Here is a 17,857-nt window from a genome sequence, read left to right on the forward strand (position 1 = left end):
TTATTTTGTTTTCTTCTTCGCAAACTCCATCGCAGCGGCGACAAATTTAACAAAAAGTGGGTGAGGATTTGCAACTGTTGATTTTAATTCTGGGTGAAATTGTCCGCCAACAAAGAAAGGGTGGTTTTTAAGCTCAACAATTTCTACCAGATTACTGTCAGGATTGATACCTGAAGCAATCATTCCTGCTTCTTCAAACTGATTTAAATAAGCATTGTTGAACTCATAACGATGTCTGTGACGTTCGGTAATGTGTTGTTTTCCGTAAGCAGCAAAAGCCTTAGTACCTTTTTTAAGGTCACATGGATATGAACCTAAACGCATGGTACCACCTTTGTTAGTGATGTTTTTCTGATCTTCCATCATATTGATTACCGGATGCTCAGTGTTTTCATCAATTTCGGTAGTGTTCGCGTTTTGTAGTCCAAGTACATTTCTGCCATACTCAATAACAGAACATTGCATACCTAAACAAATTCCAAAGAAAGGAACGTTGTTTTCTCTTACGTATTTAATAGCGTCAATTTTTCCTTCGATACCTCTGCTTCCAAAACCTGGAGCAACAAGTAAGCCATCTAAATGGCCAAGTTTTTCTTTGACATTATCAGGATAAACACCTTCTGAGTGGATGTATTGAACACGTACTTTACATTCGTTCTTAGCACCTGCATGAACAAAAGATTCAGTTATAGATTTATAAGCATCTGGTAACTCTACATATTTACCAACAACACCTATTGTTACTTCTGAAGTAGGGTTTTTTAAACGACCAAGGAAATCTTTCCAGCTTTCCATATCAGGTTCATTTTTATGAGCTAGTTTTAATTTAGTTAAAACTGTTTTGTCAAGCTGCTCTTTCATCATTAATAAAGGAACTGAATAGATTGATGATGCATCAATAGATTCGATTACTGCATTAACGTTTACATTACAGAACAAGGCAATTTTTTTACGGATGTCTTGATTGATATGATGCTCAGTACGGCAAACCAAAATATCGGGTTGTATTCCGTATTCCAATAAAGCTTTAACAGAGTGTTGTGTAGGCTTGGTTTTTAACTCACCGGCTGCGGCAAGGAATGGAACCAGGGTTAAGTGAATAACGATGGCATTGTTAGCGCCTTCTTCCCACTTGAACTGACGTACAGCCTCAATGAAAGGAAGTGATTCGATATCACCAACAGTACCGCCCAATTCAGTGATAACAATATCGTATTTACCGGTCTCGCCTAAAATGCGCATGTTTTTTTTGATCTCATCTGTGATATGAGGTACAACCTGCACTGTTTTACCAAGGTACTCACCTTGTCTTTCTTTGTTAATTACATTCTGATAAATACGACCAGTAGTAATGTTGTTAGCCTGCGTGGTTGGAACGTTTAAGAAACGCTCATAGTGACCAAGGTCAAGGTCTGTTTCTGCACCATCTTCGGTAACATAGCATTCGCCATGTTCGTAAGGGTTTAGAGTTCCCGGATCGATGTTGATATACGGGTCAAACTTTTGAATGGTTACACTGTAGCCGCGTGCTTGTAATAGTTTGGCTAATGAAGCGGAGATGATGCCCTTACCCAAAGAGGAAGTAACACCGCCCGTAACAAAAATATACTTAGTCATGTTTGTGAATTTCTGATATAAAAACAGTTTTTAACGCTGTTTTTATTGTTTTTGTACGGGATACAAAGTTAGCAAATAAACCGAAGCTTTAAGGCTCTTTTTTTAAATATTCGTAAAGGAAAAAATGTTTTAATGAAATTGTAAAGATAATAGGCCTTGTAATTGCTGAATAACAATTATATAAGGAGGCCTAATTAAAGGGTAAAACCATAGATCTTTTTACGAGTTTCTTCTGGTTTCTGGTCTTTACTGCCAGTGTAGCGAGTAAAAAGCTCTATTAATTTCTTTAATTCTTTGTCTGTTTCTGCTTTTTTTCCTTTTGTGGGTGGTTGAATTTCATTATTGAAATTAGTGAAAGCTTCAATTTTTGTGGCAAACCAGGTGGTGTTTAATCGAGGAATGGCAAGGCCGAGTATCATGCCAGGTAAACCACTGAATCCTTCAGGGCCACCTCTTAAAAGAATCTCATCAGTATAAAATGCAATTACATATACGGTGTCATTAATACGACCAATAGCTTTTCGACATTCATATCCTGAAATGGTACGCACTTCATGCATGATTTTCCAATCTACATTTGGTATCGAATCTTTTAAAAGATAGTCTTCACCCATAATGCTTTTCTTTAATACGCGGTTTTTGTTTGCGTAATCAGCATACAGTTCGTTGGTAGATTCACCGGGCGAGATGAAATACATTAGATCATCATCCGTATCGTCTTTTTTTTGTGCTTTATAAATAGATCTTGTACGGTCAAAACAGAGGTCCCAATTGCTCGTTTTGTACTTGGTCATGGTTCCTTTAACTTCTTCAGAAATGCCTAGATTGGCTAAGGTACGGGCCATGTTTACTTTTTTCTCGAATGTAATTTTTCCATTGGGAATAAAAAGTTGTTGGGAAAGCAGCTTAAACGGCAGCAGACAGAAAATAAGAAAAAATATAGGCCTGTTCATCTATTAGCTATTTAACGCTGGATTTCTTAATAAAATTACCACTTAAATTCCAGTTTATTCCAAATAATATATATCTGGGGATATAGCTAAACGTGCTTTCACTCTTAATGTTTCCACCCACATATCTGTTGTAACCAATTTTTTGATTAAGCGCATCGGTTATAGATAACTTAATTTCAAGTGCTTCATTCTTTAATACTTTGGTTGCCAGGTAGCCATTTAGGATGGCTACATTTAAGTCTTTATTAAAAGATGAGTTGGCAGGACGGAAGGATAGGGACATGGTTGTGTTAAACTCAAATTTGTAGGGAAGTTGTACGGTTGCTGAAAACTCATGATCGTGTATTAAACTTTTACCGTCATTAATACTGCCGATAGATGATTTTCCATACATAAAACTGGCCGATGGTGTATAGCTAACATCAAGTGTATGGGTGTAATAATTGAAGGATGTTCTTAAATTGAATTGTGTGTTACGGGTTTTGTTTCGTGTAAAATTTAAAATAGTTTGATTGTTTGATGTGTTAAAGCCTAAATCTACTCCATAACGGAAGTTTATTTTAGGAAAGCCTTTTGAGTAATACACATTTCCAGCTATCGAATTATTACCATTAAGGTTGGTGTAACTGGATATCCTTTTATTAAAATCATCAACTATCTCTGTATCAACTATTGCATTTGTGGTAAACCCATAGCTAAAATAACCTGATATGTACTGGTCAGTAGAAAATTGGAAGCTATTGTAAGAAAGGCCAAAGTTGTTGGTAAATGACGGTCTTAATGATGAGTTTCCAACTATTTGAAATAGAGGGTTGTTGAGCTGACGTACCGGTTGTATCTGATTGATGCTGGGTTGCTGCATGTAGCCATTATAGTTTACAGATAAGTTGCTATTGTTGTCTATTTTATAAAATATATTGGTACTTGGGGCAAGGTTTAAATAGTTGCGGTCAAAGTCGCTTTTTTGATCCAAATCTTTAAGTTCAAAATTAGTTTGAGTTGCCTCCAGCCCTGTAGAAATGGAGAAGTTTTTGACCTTATATTGTGTTACTATTTTGCCGATATTGGAGAAGTTGATGAATTTAAAGTTATTACTTAAAGAGTCTATTTTGTTGGTGCTATTGTCTGAAACTAATCTGTAACTACTTGATGATATGGTTTTAAAGCTATAGCCAGCCTCTAATACCCATCTTTTTGACAAAGGCTCTGTGTAACTGACTCTTGTGCCTATTGAATTTTGTTCGTTTGTGTTATTCTTATTTAGGTTGGTGTTTTCAACACGATTTTCATGACCGTTGTCGTCGTAATACCTTGTTCGGTTTATGCTGTTTTCTGTGTTTCTACTGGATAGGTTTTCCGGTTGAATATCAATCGATAATGTTCTTCCTTTTTTGGCGAATCGTCTAGACCAATTGATGTTTCCATTAAATGCCTCGCTATGACCAGAGCCTGTATTGGCTTGGTTATTTGTACTAATGAATAGACCGCGTTGATCTTGGGTAAAATCATCGCTGGTAGAGTTAAGTTGATTTCGGTTCTGCTTGGCTCCAAAGGCTATTTTTAAGGTAGAAAGTGAATCTATATTATAATTGTAGCTACCTCTCAGACTTTCTCCGGTGTTTTTTGATTTATCTTCACTTCTTCCTGAACTAGAAAATAAGGAACCATTAGGTAGAAGTTCTTCAGATTTTGAAGTCCTTATGTTTTTGTTTTTATAATCGAATCCTTTAAAATTAAGCTTAATACCCATCTTATTTTCTTCAAACCGATCGGAGAAATGACCACCCATATTAATATTGTTAGGTAAACCGCTGGTAGGGGAGCTATAGTCGTCATCATCATCTCCTCCCGATGAGTACATTATTGAACTACCGTCATCGCCAACTTCAATTACGTCATAATCCTCGCCCTTAAGTTTACGCATAGAACGGTTAATCTTGGAGTCGTTGGTAAGATTAGAATGTGTTCCGTAAGCGGCCGCTTTGAGTTTGCTCTTAAAAACACCGAGCATGGCGCCGTAATCCTGGAAATTATCAGAGCCCCTGTTTGCATCTAAAGAGGCGAGGTAGCCATTCTTCGCATTTTCTTTAAGTTTAATATTGATGGTTTTGTTTTTCACCCCGTCATCTATACCTGTAAGTTCTGCAGCTTTACTTTTTTTATCAAAAACTTGAACTTCTTCAACAGCATTAGCTTTTAAATATTTAGTAGCCAGGAGTGGGTCGTCGCCAAAAAATTCATCCCCATCAACCAAAACAGTCTTTACATCTTTACCCTGAGCTTTGATATTACCATTTTTATCGATAATGATGCCAGGTAAGCGTTTTAGTAATTCTTGCACATTAGCATTAGTACGCACAGCAAAGCTGTCGGCTTGAAATACCAATGTGTCACCTTTCATACGAACGGCACTTTTTGCTTTTATAATTACCTCACTTAAGAGTTTTGATTTAAGCTCCATTTTAACATCACCAAGATTTATAGAAGAAGTATCAGAAAGCCTTAGATTGGTAATATAGTCGGCCATTTTAGGAAAGGTGATCAATAATTTGTAGTCACCTTTGGCAATATTCCTAAGCTCAAACTGTCCGGTTGCATTAGTTCTGGTTGTTTTAATCATTACGGAATCGGCGGCTCTTAAGAGCAACACTGAACTATATTCCAGATTTCTTTTTTCCAATGTATCAATAACCCTACCGCTGATATTAGCTTTTTGTGCTTTTACGGCAAGAAACGATATTGTAAGGAAAATGAAAATGGATAACCTTTTCAGCATAAATTACCGTGTAACATTTATTAAGAAAGCTAAAATAATGTTTTTTGACAACTTGAGGTTTTTGTGGAGTAGGTATCAAAAAAAAGGCCCGAAATATTTCGGGCACTTTCTTTAAAGTATATTTGGTTAGAATATTCTAGGTTGTTTATTTATAGTCTTTTACGTGGTTCTTTTTGTTTCGTTATATAAACATAGTGTTAAATTTGAAAATATCATAATATTTTTTTCAAATAATTTTCAACAATTTTAACAGAATGCCTTTTAACGTGTCGAATGCACATTTATTGTGTTGATATGCTTTTTTGTGAAAATAAAATATTTCACTTAGTACAGCAGCTATAATAGGTTTTTACCTTTCCTTCTTTGGTAGACCAAGCTATGTAGTTTTTGTTTTCTTTTCCCAAGCGATAGATGAATCCATTTAATTTTGTTTTCTTTAGCTCTTCGAAAAATAATTTATCCGGTACGTTTTCATCAGGCTTGTCTTCTTCATCAACGGCGGGCTCCATGAAGTTCTCATCGTCAAAAAAACGATTAACTTCTTCTTTCAGAAATTCAATCTGATTCTTTTTCTTGCTAAGATCTATTGTAGCGATATAATTTTTAAACAGATCAGTAGCTTTAATATCTATATCGTAAATCTGTTTACCATCAAAAGAGGTGATGGAGAACGCGAGGTGCATATTATCCGGCTTATCACCCAATACTTGTACTTTAAAGGTATCTGCTTTTAGTGAGTCACTAAATGGTTTGGTAATAGTTTTTGAAAGTTCTCCAACAGCTGTATCACTTGCATTATTACATGCAACTAAAAGAATGGTGCAGAGTAAAAGGCAGGCTAACAGTTTTTTCATGCGCTATCATTTATTTTATTTAAATCTTCAGGCGTGTCAATTGCAATAGTTTCAATTTCCGTTACCTTGGTTTTAATTTTATACCCGTTTTCTATCCATCTTAATTGTTCCAAACTTTCGGCAAGTTCTAAAGATGAAGGTGGTAGTTTAGTGATTTCTAAAAGGGCAGGGTAGGTGTAGCCGTAAATACCTATATGTTTATAGAACTGATTTGAATTTAACCAGTTCTCTTTTTCCTGATTTCTGATATAAGGGATTGTTTGCCTACTGAAATAAATGGCTTCGCCATTTCCATTGACTACAACTTTAGGGATATTGACATTGAAAAGTTCAGTTTCTGTATGTATTTCCTTAATTAAGGTGGCTAGCTGAACATCTTTCTCGTTAAAACATGATGCTAAAAGATCAATCTGTTCAGGGTCTATATAAGGTTCATCACCCTGTATGTTTATGATGGCGTCATATCCTGAAACGTTATTTGCAACTTCAGCACATCTATCGGTTCCACTTAAATGGTCGCTTCCTGTTAAAATAAACTTGCCGCCAAACTGTTTTACTTCGGCAGCAATGCGTTCATCATCGGTAGCTACAATCACGTCCGACAGGCTTTTAGCTTTGCCGGCTTGCTCATAAACCCGCTGAATCATACTCTTACCCTTAATTTGTACTAAAGGTTTTCCCGGAAAACGGGTTGATGCATATCTTGCGGGTATGATTCCCAGTATCTTCATTTAAAATAATCCGTTTATTTCGGCCTCAATTGCTTGTATTATGGTTCCCAGATCTTCAGGATTATTTGTAAAGTCTAGCTTGTCTTTATCAAGGATAAGCAGATTACCTAATTTATAATCCTTAATCCATGCTTCGTATTTTTCGTTTAGCTTAGATAAGTAATCTATACGGATGCTAGCCTCGTATTCTCTACCTCTGCGTTGAATATTGTTTACAAGCGTAGGCACTGATGCACGAAGGTAAACCAATAAATCAGGTGGTTTAATAAATTGGGTAACATTAGCAAAAATAGCCTTATAGTTTTGATGATCTCTTGTGGTCATCAAGCCCATGTCATGCAAGTTATCAGCAAATATATGAGCATCCTCATATATAGTTCTGTCTTGTATTACATTTCGGTTAAAGTTCTGTATATCTACAATCTGTTGGAAACGACTATTAAGAAAGTAGATTTGAAGATTAAAACTCCATCTTTTCATGTCGCTGTAAAAATCCTCAAGATAAGGATTGTTATCTACCGCTTCATATAGAGCTTCCCATCCATAATTTTTTGCCAGTAAACCTGTTAAGGTGGTTTTTCCGGCTCCTATATTTCCTACTATCGCTATATGCATATACTTTTCTTGAAGATTAGTAAGGTAGTTATTTTACCCTTAATGTTAAAATGATTTGAAACCAATTAATTCTCTTACATCTCTAATGGTTTTTTGAGCACTTTCTCTTGCCTTTAATGCACCATGTTTAGCTACCTGACGTAAGTAAGAACTGTCTTTCGAAAGATCTTCAATACGTTCACGAATAGGTGTGTTAAATACAATCATATCTTCAGCTAATTGTTTTTTGAAATCACCGTAGCGTATGGCCATTTTATTATACAATCCATCAAAATGCTCTAAAGTATCAGCTGGAGAAACTATTTTCATTAAATCAAACAGATTTTGAATTGCTTCAGGTTTAGCTTGGTTTTCTTCTGAAGGGCCACTGTCTGTTACAGCGCGTGATACTTTTTTACGGATAATTTCCGGGCTATCTGCTAAATAGATACAGTTACCTTCACCACTTGATTTACTCATTTTTCCATTTCCATCTAAACCAGGTATTTTAACAAGGTTTTGAGAATAGTTAAAAGCAAATGCTTCAGGGAAATATTCTGAATTGTATAATCTGTTAAAGCGGTTTCCAAAAGTACGTGTAAATTCAAGGTGTTGTTCCTGATCTTTACCAACAGGTACTTTCGTAGCCTTATGGATCAAAATATCAGCTGCCATTAAGGTTGGGTAAGTTAACAAGCCTGCATTTACGTTATCTGGCTGAGTTCTTACTTTATCTTTAAATGATGTGCTTCTTTCCAATTCGCCCATATATGCATTCATATTCAGGTATAAATACAGTTCGGCAACTTCTGGAACATCAGACTGAACGTAAATCGTTGTCTCTTCAGGATCTATTCCACAGGCAAGATACTCTACCAAAACGTGTCTAACGTAACCATGTAAATCACCCGGAGTAGGGTGAGTTGTTAAAGAATGAAGATCAGCGATAAAAAAATAGCAGTTATAATCGTACTGCATTTTTACAAAGTTGGTGACCGCACCAAAATAATTTCCTAAGTGTAATTTTCCTGTTGGACGAATGCCGCTAACTACCGTTTCTTTCATAAGGCCGAAATTAATAAAAAACCCTAATTCGATCTGCTTATAATTTCTTTTTTTATGCCCATTCTATTAAATGATTAAATATTTTCACAACTCTTATACTTTAATGGTTTGAATTCTAAAATTTTGTATGTTTGAATTTGATGGTTAGATTTCTAAGGCACCTGCACCGTATATATTCTTTATTTGTTCTTTTGGTTTTTTCAACCTTATTTTATCCATTTTATTATTTTGCATCAACGCATCCAAGGTATTACGACCTGATGAATAAATTGCGAAAATGGAATAGCTTCATTTGCAGCTTTTTTATTGGCCTGGTGTATCGGATTAAATTTGAAGAAGAACTGAAAAACGATCAGACCTATATATATTGCGCCAATCATACCTCAAATTTTGATATTATGACACTTTGTGTAATTGCAAAGGGTCGTTTTCATTTTATGGGTAAAGAAGAATTGCTGGCTAATCCGGTGTTGAAATTGTTTTTTAATACTATTGACGTTCCTGTAAAACGAGAAAGTAAGATTTCGGCTTTTAGGGCGTTTAAAAAAGCAGGGGATAATCTGGAAAAAGGGATGAGTCTTATTATTTTCCCAGAAGGCAAGATAGAGGATCAATACCCTCCAAAAACAATTCCTTTTAAGAACGGGCCTTTTAGGCTGGCCATTGAAAAAAATGTAGCTATTGTTCCGGTAAGTATGGTTAATATTTGGAAAAGAATGTGGGATGATGGTTCAAAATATGGAACAAGTCCGGGAATTTGCGATATTTACATCCACAAACCGATTACAACTCAAGATTTGAGTGTTGACGATTCAGATTTATTGAAGGATCGGGTTTTTGATTTAATAAATAGTAAACTTGCTCATAAATGATTATAGATAAGCAAACCATAAATAAAGTTGCTGATTTAGCCAGAATAGCTATTGAAGATAAAGAAGTTGATACATTGATTCCCGACATGAATAAGATACTTACTTTTATGGAGAAGTTGAATGAGTTGGATACTATCGGTGTAGCGCCTTTGGTTTATATGAACCTTGAGGAGAACATTTGGAGAGAGGATGTAGTGAAGCAGGAAATTTCAGTAGAAGATGGATTGAAAAATGCGGCAAAGCATAACGAGAGTTTCTTCTTTGTTCCTAAAATTATAGAAAAATAAACGCTGGTGTAACATTGAGGTGTTAAGGATCGTCTAAAAAAGAAAAAGTAATGGAAAAAGCATTAATACAAATTAGCGATATAGGTCGTAAATACGTCATAGGTTCAGAAGTTATTCATGCTATAAAATCAGTTACTCTTGATATTCATAAGGGCGAATTTGTTGCCTTAATGGGGCCTTCTGGTTCAGGTAAATCAACTTTAATGAACATTCTTGGTTGTTTGGATACCCCTAGTAAGGGCACATATATTCTTAATGGAATTAATGTGAGCCACATGACTGATAATGAACTTGCTGAAGTTAGAAATAAAGAGATTGGGTTTGTTTTTCAGACTTTCAACCTTTTACCTCGTTCTACATCTTTAGATAATGTTGCTTTACCATTAATTTATGCCGGCGCTTCTAAAAAGGAGCGTGATGAGCGGGCTCAAAAAGCTTTAGAGAATGTTGGCCTGGGTAATAGGGTGACACATAAACCCAATGAGCTTTCGGGTGGTCAGCGTCAGCGTGTAGCTGTAGCCAGAGCATTGATAAATAATCCTTCAATTATATTGGCTGATGAGCCAACAGGTAACCTTGATACCAAAACCTCAATAGAAATTATGGGCTTGCTTGAAGAAATTCATAGTAAAGGAAATACCATTATTCTGGTTACTCACGAAGAGGATATAGCTCAACATGCACATCGTATTGTGCGTATGCGTGACGGCTTGGTTGAAAAGGACTATAAGAATGAAGATGTCAAAACAGTATCTCCTCGACTTCTTAACCTGGAGAAAATAGGTAGTGACTTTGAGAAAATAGTATAATATTTCTTAATGAAGATATATACCAAAACAGGAGATAAGGGATTAACCTCATTAATTGGAGGTACCCGGGTTCCGAAATTCCATTTGCGTATAGAATGTTACGGAACAGTTGATGAGCTTAATTCTTATGTTGGATTAATCATGTGTCAGGATATCGATAGCCATCATCAAAAAACATTAAAAGAGATTCAGGATAGGTTATTTACGGTTGGCGCTTCGTTAGCGGCAGACCCTGAAAAATCAAGGATGAAGATTCCTGATCTTCATGAAAGTGATATTTCATTACTAGAGGAGGAGATGGATCGTATGAATGAGATATTGCCTGAATTGAAGCATTTTTTGTTGCCAGGAGGAAATACGGTGGTTTCTTACTGTCACGTAGCAAGATGTATTTGCCGCCGTGCAGAGCGTTTAACGGTACATTTGGCGGCCGAAAGCTTTGTTGACGAAAAAATGACCATTTATTTGAACCGTTTAAGCGATTATTTATTTGTTTTGGCACGAAAACTGAATTTCGATGCTGGAACGGAAGAAAATATATGGCTTCCAAGGCTATAAAAACAGTGGAAAAAAAAGTTTGTTTTGCTCAGGTTTTTTATTATACTTTTGCGAATAAATTTAGAATAACTTAATAGTAAAGAAATATGTATTGGACTTTAGAACTCGCATCGCATTTGGAAGACGCTCCATGGCCTGCAACAAAAGATGAATTGATAGATTATGGTATACGTTCTGGTGCACCTGTTGAGGTGATAGAAAATTTACAAGCTTTGGAAGATGATGGGGAACCATACGAAACCATCGAAGAGATTTGGCCAGATTATCCAACTAAGGATGATTTCTTCTTTAACGAAGATGAATATTAACCACAACTCATAAAAAAGAAAGGCCCCAATTATTGGGGCTTTTCTTTTTTTTGGAACGATGATTGTTTATGTATTGTCAAGGAAGTGTTTAACGCAACCTAAAATCTATCAAAAAACATACACCTAAAATTAAACGTCATGGGAAATTTACTTTATCTAGTTGCAGTAGTATTAGTAATATTATGGATTATTGGGTTCTTCTTTAATGGTTTCGGTCCAAATGTTGGTGGCCTAATCCATATATTATTAGTGATTGCAGTTATAGCAATTATTCTAAAGGTTATTAATAGAGCAGCATAATAGTATTCACATAAGACTCTATAATTTTAAATAATAGACAGAAGTGGTAATGATAAAATTCATTATCACTTTTTTTTATACCATTTTTTTGGGTTCGGAAGGTGGGACGGGATTTGAACGTATCTCATTCGGGCTTTGTTCGACTGTGGTCGAACGAGGGCCGAACAAGGTCCCTTTAAACATGGTGTAAGGGACGACTGTATTTTAGTTTTTTTTTCGGACCTAATTCCATTTTAAAACTTAGCAAATTAGCATTGAGGTAAATAGAAAATTCCATTTAATTTCGACACCATTTGCAATCTATTTAATTGAAGAATTAAATGTAAGAAAAATATTAACACACAGGAACATTGGCTGTGATAGTAATATTTTATAGTGTATCTTGTTTAGGCTTATTCTAAACGACTCTGTTAATGAATTTTGAAAAATGAAAAAGGTCATCTTAAATATTTTGTTGGTATTTGGTTTACCTTGGCCTATTCTCGCTCAAAAACTCCCTAAGATTCAAGAGCATTCAATTAAAGCACCTGTTAATACACGGATAGACGGCAAACCAACAGAATGGAAGGATGCTTTTCAAGCCTATAATCCTAAAACGGAATTATACTATACGATTTCTAACGATCAAGATAATTTATATTTAATTGTTCAAGCAAGGACGATAGATGTTATTCAAAAAGTTATTTACGGTGGTATAAGTTTTACCGTAAGTACATCAGGAATAAAAACTGACACTAGTAATGTTGAGATTACGTTTCCTGCATACACAAAAGGCTATTCCAAGTGGATGGTAAATCTGGAGGATCTCAAAGAAGTGAGCAAAAGCATTGGGGAAAATAAAGTGTTAGTCGACTCTTTTGTTAATCTGCGTAACAGTCAAATTGATTCCAAACTTAAGCTAATTGGTATTTCAGGAATAAAATTAACTAATGATAGTCTTCTTTCGGTTTTTAATGACACTGGTGTTAAAGTGAAATCTAAATTTAGTTCCAATATAGTTTATACTTATGAATTGGCCTTCCCGTTGAAATTATTGGATAACAAAGGAATTAACCTAAGCGAAATTAGTTATAATATTAGGGTTAATGGGGCGAGCACCCGTAATGTAGTTATCGAGGTGGACCAAGATCGAAAAAGAATTTTTGTTAACGGAAAGAACAATGATAATTATGTTTGGCCGTTGACGGCAAGCTATCTTAGCTTAGCTTTTCCGACAGAATTTTGGGGCCAATATGTTCTATTTACCAAATAAGCTCAATCCGCGGACTGTTATTGAGAAATATTTCTTTTGCTAAGAAACATGGAGGCTATTTCAAGATCTTCTGGGTAGGTGATCTTTATGTTCTGTCTTTCACCTTCAATCAGATTTATTTCAAATCCTGAATATTCTGCAACCGAGGCATCATCTGTAAACTCATTTCTAAAAGGTTTCTCGTAGGCTTTTCTTAATACATCCAGATTAAATGTTTGTGGTGTTTGTATCAGAGCTACTTCGTTTCTGTTTAGTGATTCGCTTTTGTTGCTTCCTAGAAATCTTCTAATTGAATCTGTTGGTGTAATGCCTGCAACGCAGTTGCCTAGCTCTTCTGCTACCTGAAATGACTTTGAAATAAGTTCTGCAGAGACTAGTGGTCTTACAGCATCATGTACAGCGACGATGCCTTTGCCTTTAATGGCTTTTAGGCCGTTCTTTACTGAATGAAATCTTTGTTCCCCACCTTTTATCACCTGATGAGGTATTGTGAAGTTGTAGGTGCTGCAAAGCTCTTCCCAGTAGGTGTGCTGATGTATGTTTAAGACTAAAAGTATTTCAGGGTTTAGTGCACATTGGTAAAAGGCTTCCAAGGTATGCATCAATACTGGCTTACCATCTAATAATAAAAACTGCTTAGCTATGGAGTTTTGCATCCTGCTACCAGATCCACCTGCAACTAAAATGGCATAGTATTTCATGAGGGAGTATTTAGTAGTTAATAATTAGTATTTAGTACTTAGACAAAGTGTGTATTAGCAAAAAGCTATCTACATCCTGTCTAAGTGCTAAATACTGATTACTACTTACTGAAACTATATAATCAACATAGCATCACCATAGCTATAGAAACGATATTTTTCTTTTAAAGCTACTTCGTATGCATTTCTAACATAATCGTAACCACCAAATGCACTTACCATCATCAATAAGGTAGATTCTGGAGTGTGGAAGTTGGTAATCATTGAATTAGCGATGCTGAAATCATAAGGAGGGAAGATGAACTTACTAGTCCAGTCGTTAGCTGCCTTAAGTGTTCTATTTGAAGATACAGCTGACTCTATTGCACGCATAGAAGTTGTTCCAACTGCACAGATTTTTCTTTTGTCTTCAATAGCTTTATTTACAATGTCAGCATCTTTTTGCTCAATAATGAACTGTTCTGAGTCCATTTTGTGTTTAGTTAAGTCTTCAACCTCTACAGATCTGAAAGTACCTAGGCCTACGTGTAAAGTAACTTCTGCAAAGTTAACACCTTTTAATTCCAGGCGTTTCATTAATTCTCTGCTAAAGTGCAAACCTGCAGTAGGTGCCGCAACAGCTCCTTCATGTTTTGCAAATATAGTTTGGTAACGTTCTTTATCTTGAGCAGTAGCTTTACGCTTGATATATTTAGGAAGTGGAGTTTCGCCAAGAATTTCGATGTTCTTTCTGAACTCTTCATCAGTTCCATCAAATAAGAAACGGATGGTACGTCCACGTGATGTAGTGTTGTCAACAACTTCAGCAACTAATAAATCGTCATCACCAAAGTACAATTTGTTTCCAACACGGATTTTACGAGCGGGATCAACCAAAACATCCCATAAACGTAATTCTTTGTTCAGTTCACGCAATAAGAAAACTTCAATTGTAGCACCAGTTTTTTCTTTATTTCCGTATAAACGGGCAGGGAAAACTTTGGTGTTGTTCAATATCATTACATCCTTATCATCAAAATAACTTAGAACATCCTTAAATATTTTATGTTCAATTTTGCCACTATCCTTATGTAGAACCATTAAACGGGCTTCGTCCCTTTGTTCTGAAGGATTATTGGCAACTAATGATTCAGGTAGATTAAACTTAAATTGAGATAACTTCATATTTTTCGATGTGATAATTAAGGGCGCAAATTTACAAAATATAATCTTCTTTTTTGCAATTAACTTACGTCCTGATAAACAAGATAGATTTTATTTATAAACATAATTGTATTTTTTATATTATATAATATTTTTCTGTAACCTTTTTGGTTAGTTTTGGTCTAAACGTTAATTATGATTATTTTCAAACTAATAGGCGAAAGTTTTCGATTTGCATTTGATGCACTACGCCAAAATAAACTTCGCACAATGCTTTCCTTACTGGGGATAACCATTGGGATTTTTGCAATCATATTCGTGTTTTCTGCTGCTGATACTTTTAGAGGGAAACTGCAGGCAAGTATAGATAAATTGGGTTCTAAAACGATATTTATTCAAAAATGGCCATGGGGAGGTTTTGGTGATTATCCCTGGTGGAAATATATGAACAGACCTGTTCCTTCATTAAGGGATTATGAGTTGTTAAGGGCACGTTTGGAGCATGCGGAAGGTCTTTCTTACGAGATATGGGCAAATGAACGTACTATTAAACATAGAAGTAATTCTGTGGAGGGAGTAGGAGTAAGGGCGGCTTCACAGGATTTTAATAAAACATGGACTCTGGATTTTCAGGAAGGTAGGTATTTTACAGAGAATGAAGGCAAGTCAGGTTCTCCTGTTGTTCTTATTGGTGCTCTTGTCGCAGAAGGATTGTTTAACGGTGAACCTGCAATTGGGAAATCTATAATAGTGATGGGCCGTAAGTTGAATGTAGTCGGTGTTTTCAAAAAAGAAGGGGAAGATATTCTGGGTATGTCTCAGGACAAGAATCTTGTTATGCCATTAAATTTTGCAAAAGGCATTATGGATATTGAAAGTGATAGGTATGACCCATCGATTACTGTAAGAGGATTTGAACATATTTCTCTTGAAGAAATTGAAAGTGAAATAAAAGGAACGATGCGTTCTATAAGAAGGTTAAAACCTGGTGTGGAGGATGATTTCTCTTTGAATAAAAGTACTATTGCCTCTAATCAGCTGGATAAGATGTTTAATATGGTTGACATTGCCGGCTGGGTTATTGGAGGTTTCTCAATTCTTGTAGGAGGATTTGGTATTGCAAATATTATGTTTGTTTCTGTAAAGGAACGCACTAATATTATTGGTATCCAGAAGTCTCTGGGGGCTAAAAATTATTTTATTATGCTCCAGTTTCTATTTGAAGCAATAGCATTGTGTTTGCTAGGAGGGTTTTTAGGGCTGTTTCTAGTTTATTTGGCAACATTGGGCGCCAGTGCAGCCGGTTTTGAAATGGTCTTGTTTATGAAGAACATAATTCTTGGGATAGGTGTGTCTCTTGTTATTGGAACAATATCTGGATTTTGGCCGGCGTATGCAGCGTCTAGGTTGGATCCTGTAGAAGCGATTCGCTCGTAATAAGGTTCCGCTCCTAATATGGCTTCGCTTTTTGCTTAAAAACTGTGCATTACTACTCAAAGGCTGGAATCTTTTGCCCTGAAGAAGGACAAAATTTCCTAGGCCTTTTCCTAGAACGCCCAGCTTTTAAGGTATGGCGCCTCAGCATAAACTCGCTAGTCCAACATGCATGGAGCATGCTTGATGATTGACTATTTTATAGAAACACAAAGGCCTGTTCCATTATTTGGAACAGGCCTTTGTGTTATGTTTAAATTCAAGATATTGATATTATTAGTAGTAAAGTCTAAGTACTAAATACCAGTATCTAACTACTAATTAGCTTAATTTGGCTAAAGCAGCTTTTATTCTTGAAACTGCATCTCTAAGTTTATCTTCGGCAGCGGCATAAGAAATTCTGATACAATCGCTGTTTCCAAACGCTTCTCCGGTTACGGTTGATACATGAGCTTCGTTCAGTAAGAATAAGCTTAAATCTTCAGCGCTATTGATGGTTTGAGTACCATCAGTTTTACCGAAGTAAGATTTTATCTCAGGGAAGAAATAGAAAGCTCCATCTGGAAGATTTACATTAACGCCCGGGATTTCTTTTAATAAAGCATAAACGATATCTCTACGTTTTCTGAACTCATCAACCATTTCCGTTACGCTGTCTAATCCACCTTGGTAAGCTGCTAAAGCTGCACGTTGAGCGATAGATGAACTACCTGAAGTGATTTGACCTTGTAATTTATCGCAAGCATTTGCAATTTCTTTATTTGCAGCCATATAACCAACTCTCCAGCCAGTCATAGCATAAGATTTAGAGAAACCATTGATTAAGATTACTCTGTCTTTAATAGAATCAAATTCAGCGATAGAAGCATGTTTACCAACAAAGTTGATGTGCTCATAAATCTCATCAGAGATGATATAGATATTAGGATGTTTTTCAAAAACAGCTACCAAATCAGCTAATTCTTCTTTGCTGTACACAGATCCCGTAGGGTTGCATGGCGAAGAGAACATGAACAATTTGGTTTTAGGAGTAATTGCTGCTTCTAATTGAGCTCCTGTAATTTTAAAGTTGTTTTCAACTGTAGCATTAATGAATACAGTTTCGCCTTCACCAAGTTTAATCATTTCTGAATAAGATACCCAGTAAGGAGTTGGAACGATAACTTCGTCACCTGGATCTACAATACACATTACTGCGTTGGCAAGTGATTGTTTTGCGCCTGTTGAAACTACAATTTGATCAAAACTGTAGCTCAATCCATTTTCTCTCAATAACTTTTCTGCAACTGCCTTACGAAGTTCAGGGTAACCAGAAACCGGAGTATAGTATGAATAATTCTCATCTACAGCGGTATTTGCAGCTTCCTTAACAAATTTTGGTGTAAAGAAGTCTGGCTCACCAAAACTTAGGTTGATAACGTCTATTCCTTTTGCGGATAGCTCTCTGCCTAACTTAGCCATTTTAATTGTTTGTGACTCAGATAGGTTATTGATTCTTTTGGATAAAAATGTCATAATAATTTGTGCGTGGGCAAATTTAATTTTGTGCAATGACAAATATATGAACCTCACTGAATTATAAACTAAAAAAAATACTTTTTAA

At 35.7% G+C, this 17,857-nt stretch carries 18 protein-coding genes; 8 read left to right on the forward strand and 10 right to left on the reverse strand.

The annotated features are described in order from the left end of the window. The 7 genes from HQN83_RS18670 to trpS form a co-directional block, all read right to left on the reverse strand. Window positions 1–1,617: a CTP synthase gene (locus tag HQN83_RS18670; protein ID WP_173092199.1), complete on the reverse strand. Its 1,617-nt coding sequence runs from the start codon at window positions 1,615–1,617 to the stop codon at window positions 1–3. Between the two features lie 194 nt (window positions 1,618–1,811). Next, window positions 1,812–2,570 carry a GLPGLI family protein gene (locus HQN83_RS18675; RefSeq protein WP_173092201.1) on the reverse strand — a complete coding sequence of 253 codons (759 nt, stop codon included), beginning with the start codon at window positions 2,568–2,570 and terminating at the stop codon, window positions 1,812–1,814. Window positions 2,571–2,577: 7 nt separating this feature from the next. After that, window positions 2,578–5,346 carry an outer membrane beta-barrel family protein gene (locus tag HQN83_RS18680; RefSeq protein ID WP_173092203.1) on the reverse strand — a complete coding sequence of 923 codons (2,769 nt, stop codon included), beginning with the start codon at window positions 5,344–5,346 and terminating at the stop codon, window positions 2,578–2,580. A 320-nt stretch (window positions 5,347–5,666) separates the two neighbouring features. Next, window positions 5,667–6,200, reverse strand: a complete 534-nt coding sequence (locus tag HQN83_RS18685) for a hypothetical protein (RefSeq protein WP_173092205.1) — start codon at window positions 6,198–6,200, stop codon at window positions 5,667–5,669. Further along, window positions 6,197–6,931, reverse strand: a complete 735-nt coding sequence (kdsB, locus tag HQN83_RS18690; protein ID WP_173092207.1) for a 3-deoxy-manno-octulosonate cytidylyltransferase — start codon at window positions 6,929–6,931, stop codon at window positions 6,197–6,199. Before kdsB ends, HQN83_RS18685 begins: the two co-directional genes overlap by 4 nt. Continuing rightward, entirely contained in the window at window positions 6,932–7,546 is a 615-nt protein-coding gene (locus tag HQN83_RS18695; RefSeq protein ID WP_108205724.1) for a deoxynucleoside kinase, read from the reverse strand. It abuts the gene before it with no gap. A 45-nt stretch (window positions 7,547–7,591) separates the two neighbouring features. Then, a complete protein-coding gene (trpS, locus tag HQN83_RS18700) occupies window positions 7,592–8,590 on the reverse strand; it encodes a tryptophan--tRNA ligase (RefSeq protein WP_173092209.1) in 999 nt (332 codons plus the stop codon). A 260-nt stretch (window positions 8,591–8,850) separates the two neighbouring features. Between trpS and HQN83_RS18705 the strand changes: the two genes are divergently transcribed. From HQN83_RS18705 to HQN83_RS18735, 7 genes are all read left to right on the forward strand, one after another. Further along, a complete protein-coding gene (locus HQN83_RS18705; protein WP_246254544.1) occupies window positions 8,851–9,462 on the forward strand; it encodes a lysophospholipid acyltransferase family protein in 612 nt (203 codons plus the stop codon). Next, window positions 9,459–9,749, forward strand: coding sequence for an Asp-tRNA(Asn)/Glu-tRNA(Gln) amidotransferase subunit GatC (gene gatC / locus HQN83_RS18710; protein WP_173092214.1), 291 nt, complete (start codon window positions 9,459–9,461; stop codon window positions 9,747–9,749). The genes HQN83_RS18705 and gatC overlap by 4 nt, the downstream gene beginning before the upstream one ends. A gap of 50 nt (window positions 9,750–9,799) precedes the next feature. After that, window positions 9,800–10,558 (forward strand): ABC transporter ATP-binding protein, encoded by a 759-nt coding sequence (locus HQN83_RS18715; RefSeq protein WP_173092216.1) that lies wholly within the window; start codon window positions 9,800–9,802, stop codon window positions 10,556–10,558. Between the two features lie 9 nt (window positions 10,559–10,567). Next, the gene (locus HQN83_RS18720) at window positions 10,568–11,116 is read left to right on the forward strand and encodes a cob(I)yrinic acid a,c-diamide adenosyltransferase (protein WP_173092218.1); all 549 of its coding nucleotides are present in this window, start codon (window positions 10,568–10,570) and stop codon (window positions 11,114–11,116) included. Window positions 11,117–11,202: 86 nt separating this feature from the next. Beyond that, a complete protein-coding gene (locus tag HQN83_RS18725; RefSeq protein WP_008240955.1) occupies window positions 11,203–11,424 on the forward strand; it encodes a DUF2795 domain-containing protein in 222 nt (73 codons plus the stop codon). Window positions 11,425–11,562: 138 nt separating this feature from the next. Next, on the forward strand, window positions 11,563–11,724 hold the full coding sequence (locus HQN83_RS18730; protein WP_152542334.1) for a lmo0937 family membrane protein: 162 nt from the start codon (window positions 11,563–11,565) through the stop codon (window positions 11,722–11,724). A gap of 427 nt (window positions 11,725–12,151) precedes the next feature. Beyond that, a complete protein-coding gene (locus HQN83_RS18735) occupies window positions 12,152–12,976 on the forward strand; it encodes a hypothetical protein (RefSeq protein WP_173092220.1) in 825 nt (274 codons plus the stop codon). Window positions 12,977–12,993: 17 nt separating this feature from the next. On the opposite strand, the gene HQN83_RS18740 is transcribed toward HQN83_RS18735, so the two are convergent. Continuing rightward, window positions 12,994–13,677 carry a 2-C-methyl-D-erythritol 4-phosphate cytidylyltransferase gene (locus tag HQN83_RS18740; RefSeq protein WP_173092223.1) on the reverse strand — a complete coding sequence of 228 codons (684 nt, stop codon included), beginning with the start codon at window positions 13,675–13,677 and terminating at the stop codon, window positions 12,994–12,996. A 114-nt stretch (window positions 13,678–13,791) separates the two neighbouring features. Beyond that, window positions 13,792–14,841, reverse strand: a complete 1,050-nt coding sequence (gene queA, locus HQN83_RS18745; RefSeq protein WP_173092225.1) for a tRNA preQ1(34) S-adenosylmethionine ribosyltransferase-isomerase QueA — start codon at window positions 14,839–14,841, stop codon at window positions 13,792–13,794. Window positions 14,842–15,015: 174 nt separating this feature from the next. On the opposite strand from queA, the gene HQN83_RS18750 reads away from it, so the two are divergent. Further along, the gene (locus HQN83_RS18750) at window positions 15,016–16,257 is read left to right on the forward strand and encodes an ABC transporter permease (protein WP_173092227.1); all 1,242 of its coding nucleotides are present in this window, start codon (window positions 15,016–15,018) and stop codon (window positions 16,255–16,257) included. Between the two features lie 318 nt (window positions 16,258–16,575). On the opposite strand, the gene HQN83_RS18755 is transcribed toward HQN83_RS18750, so the two are convergent. Then, a complete protein-coding gene (locus HQN83_RS18755) occupies window positions 16,576–17,769 on the reverse strand; it encodes a pyridoxal phosphate-dependent aminotransferase (RefSeq protein ID WP_173092229.1) in 1,194 nt (397 codons plus the stop codon). Window positions 17,770–17,857: the final 88 nt, after the last annotated feature.

The sequence above is a fragment of the Pedobacter foliorum genome, assembly GCF_013266735.1.
GTDB lineage: Bacteria > Bacteroidota > Bacteroidia > Sphingobacteriales > Sphingobacteriaceae > Pedobacter > Pedobacter foliorum.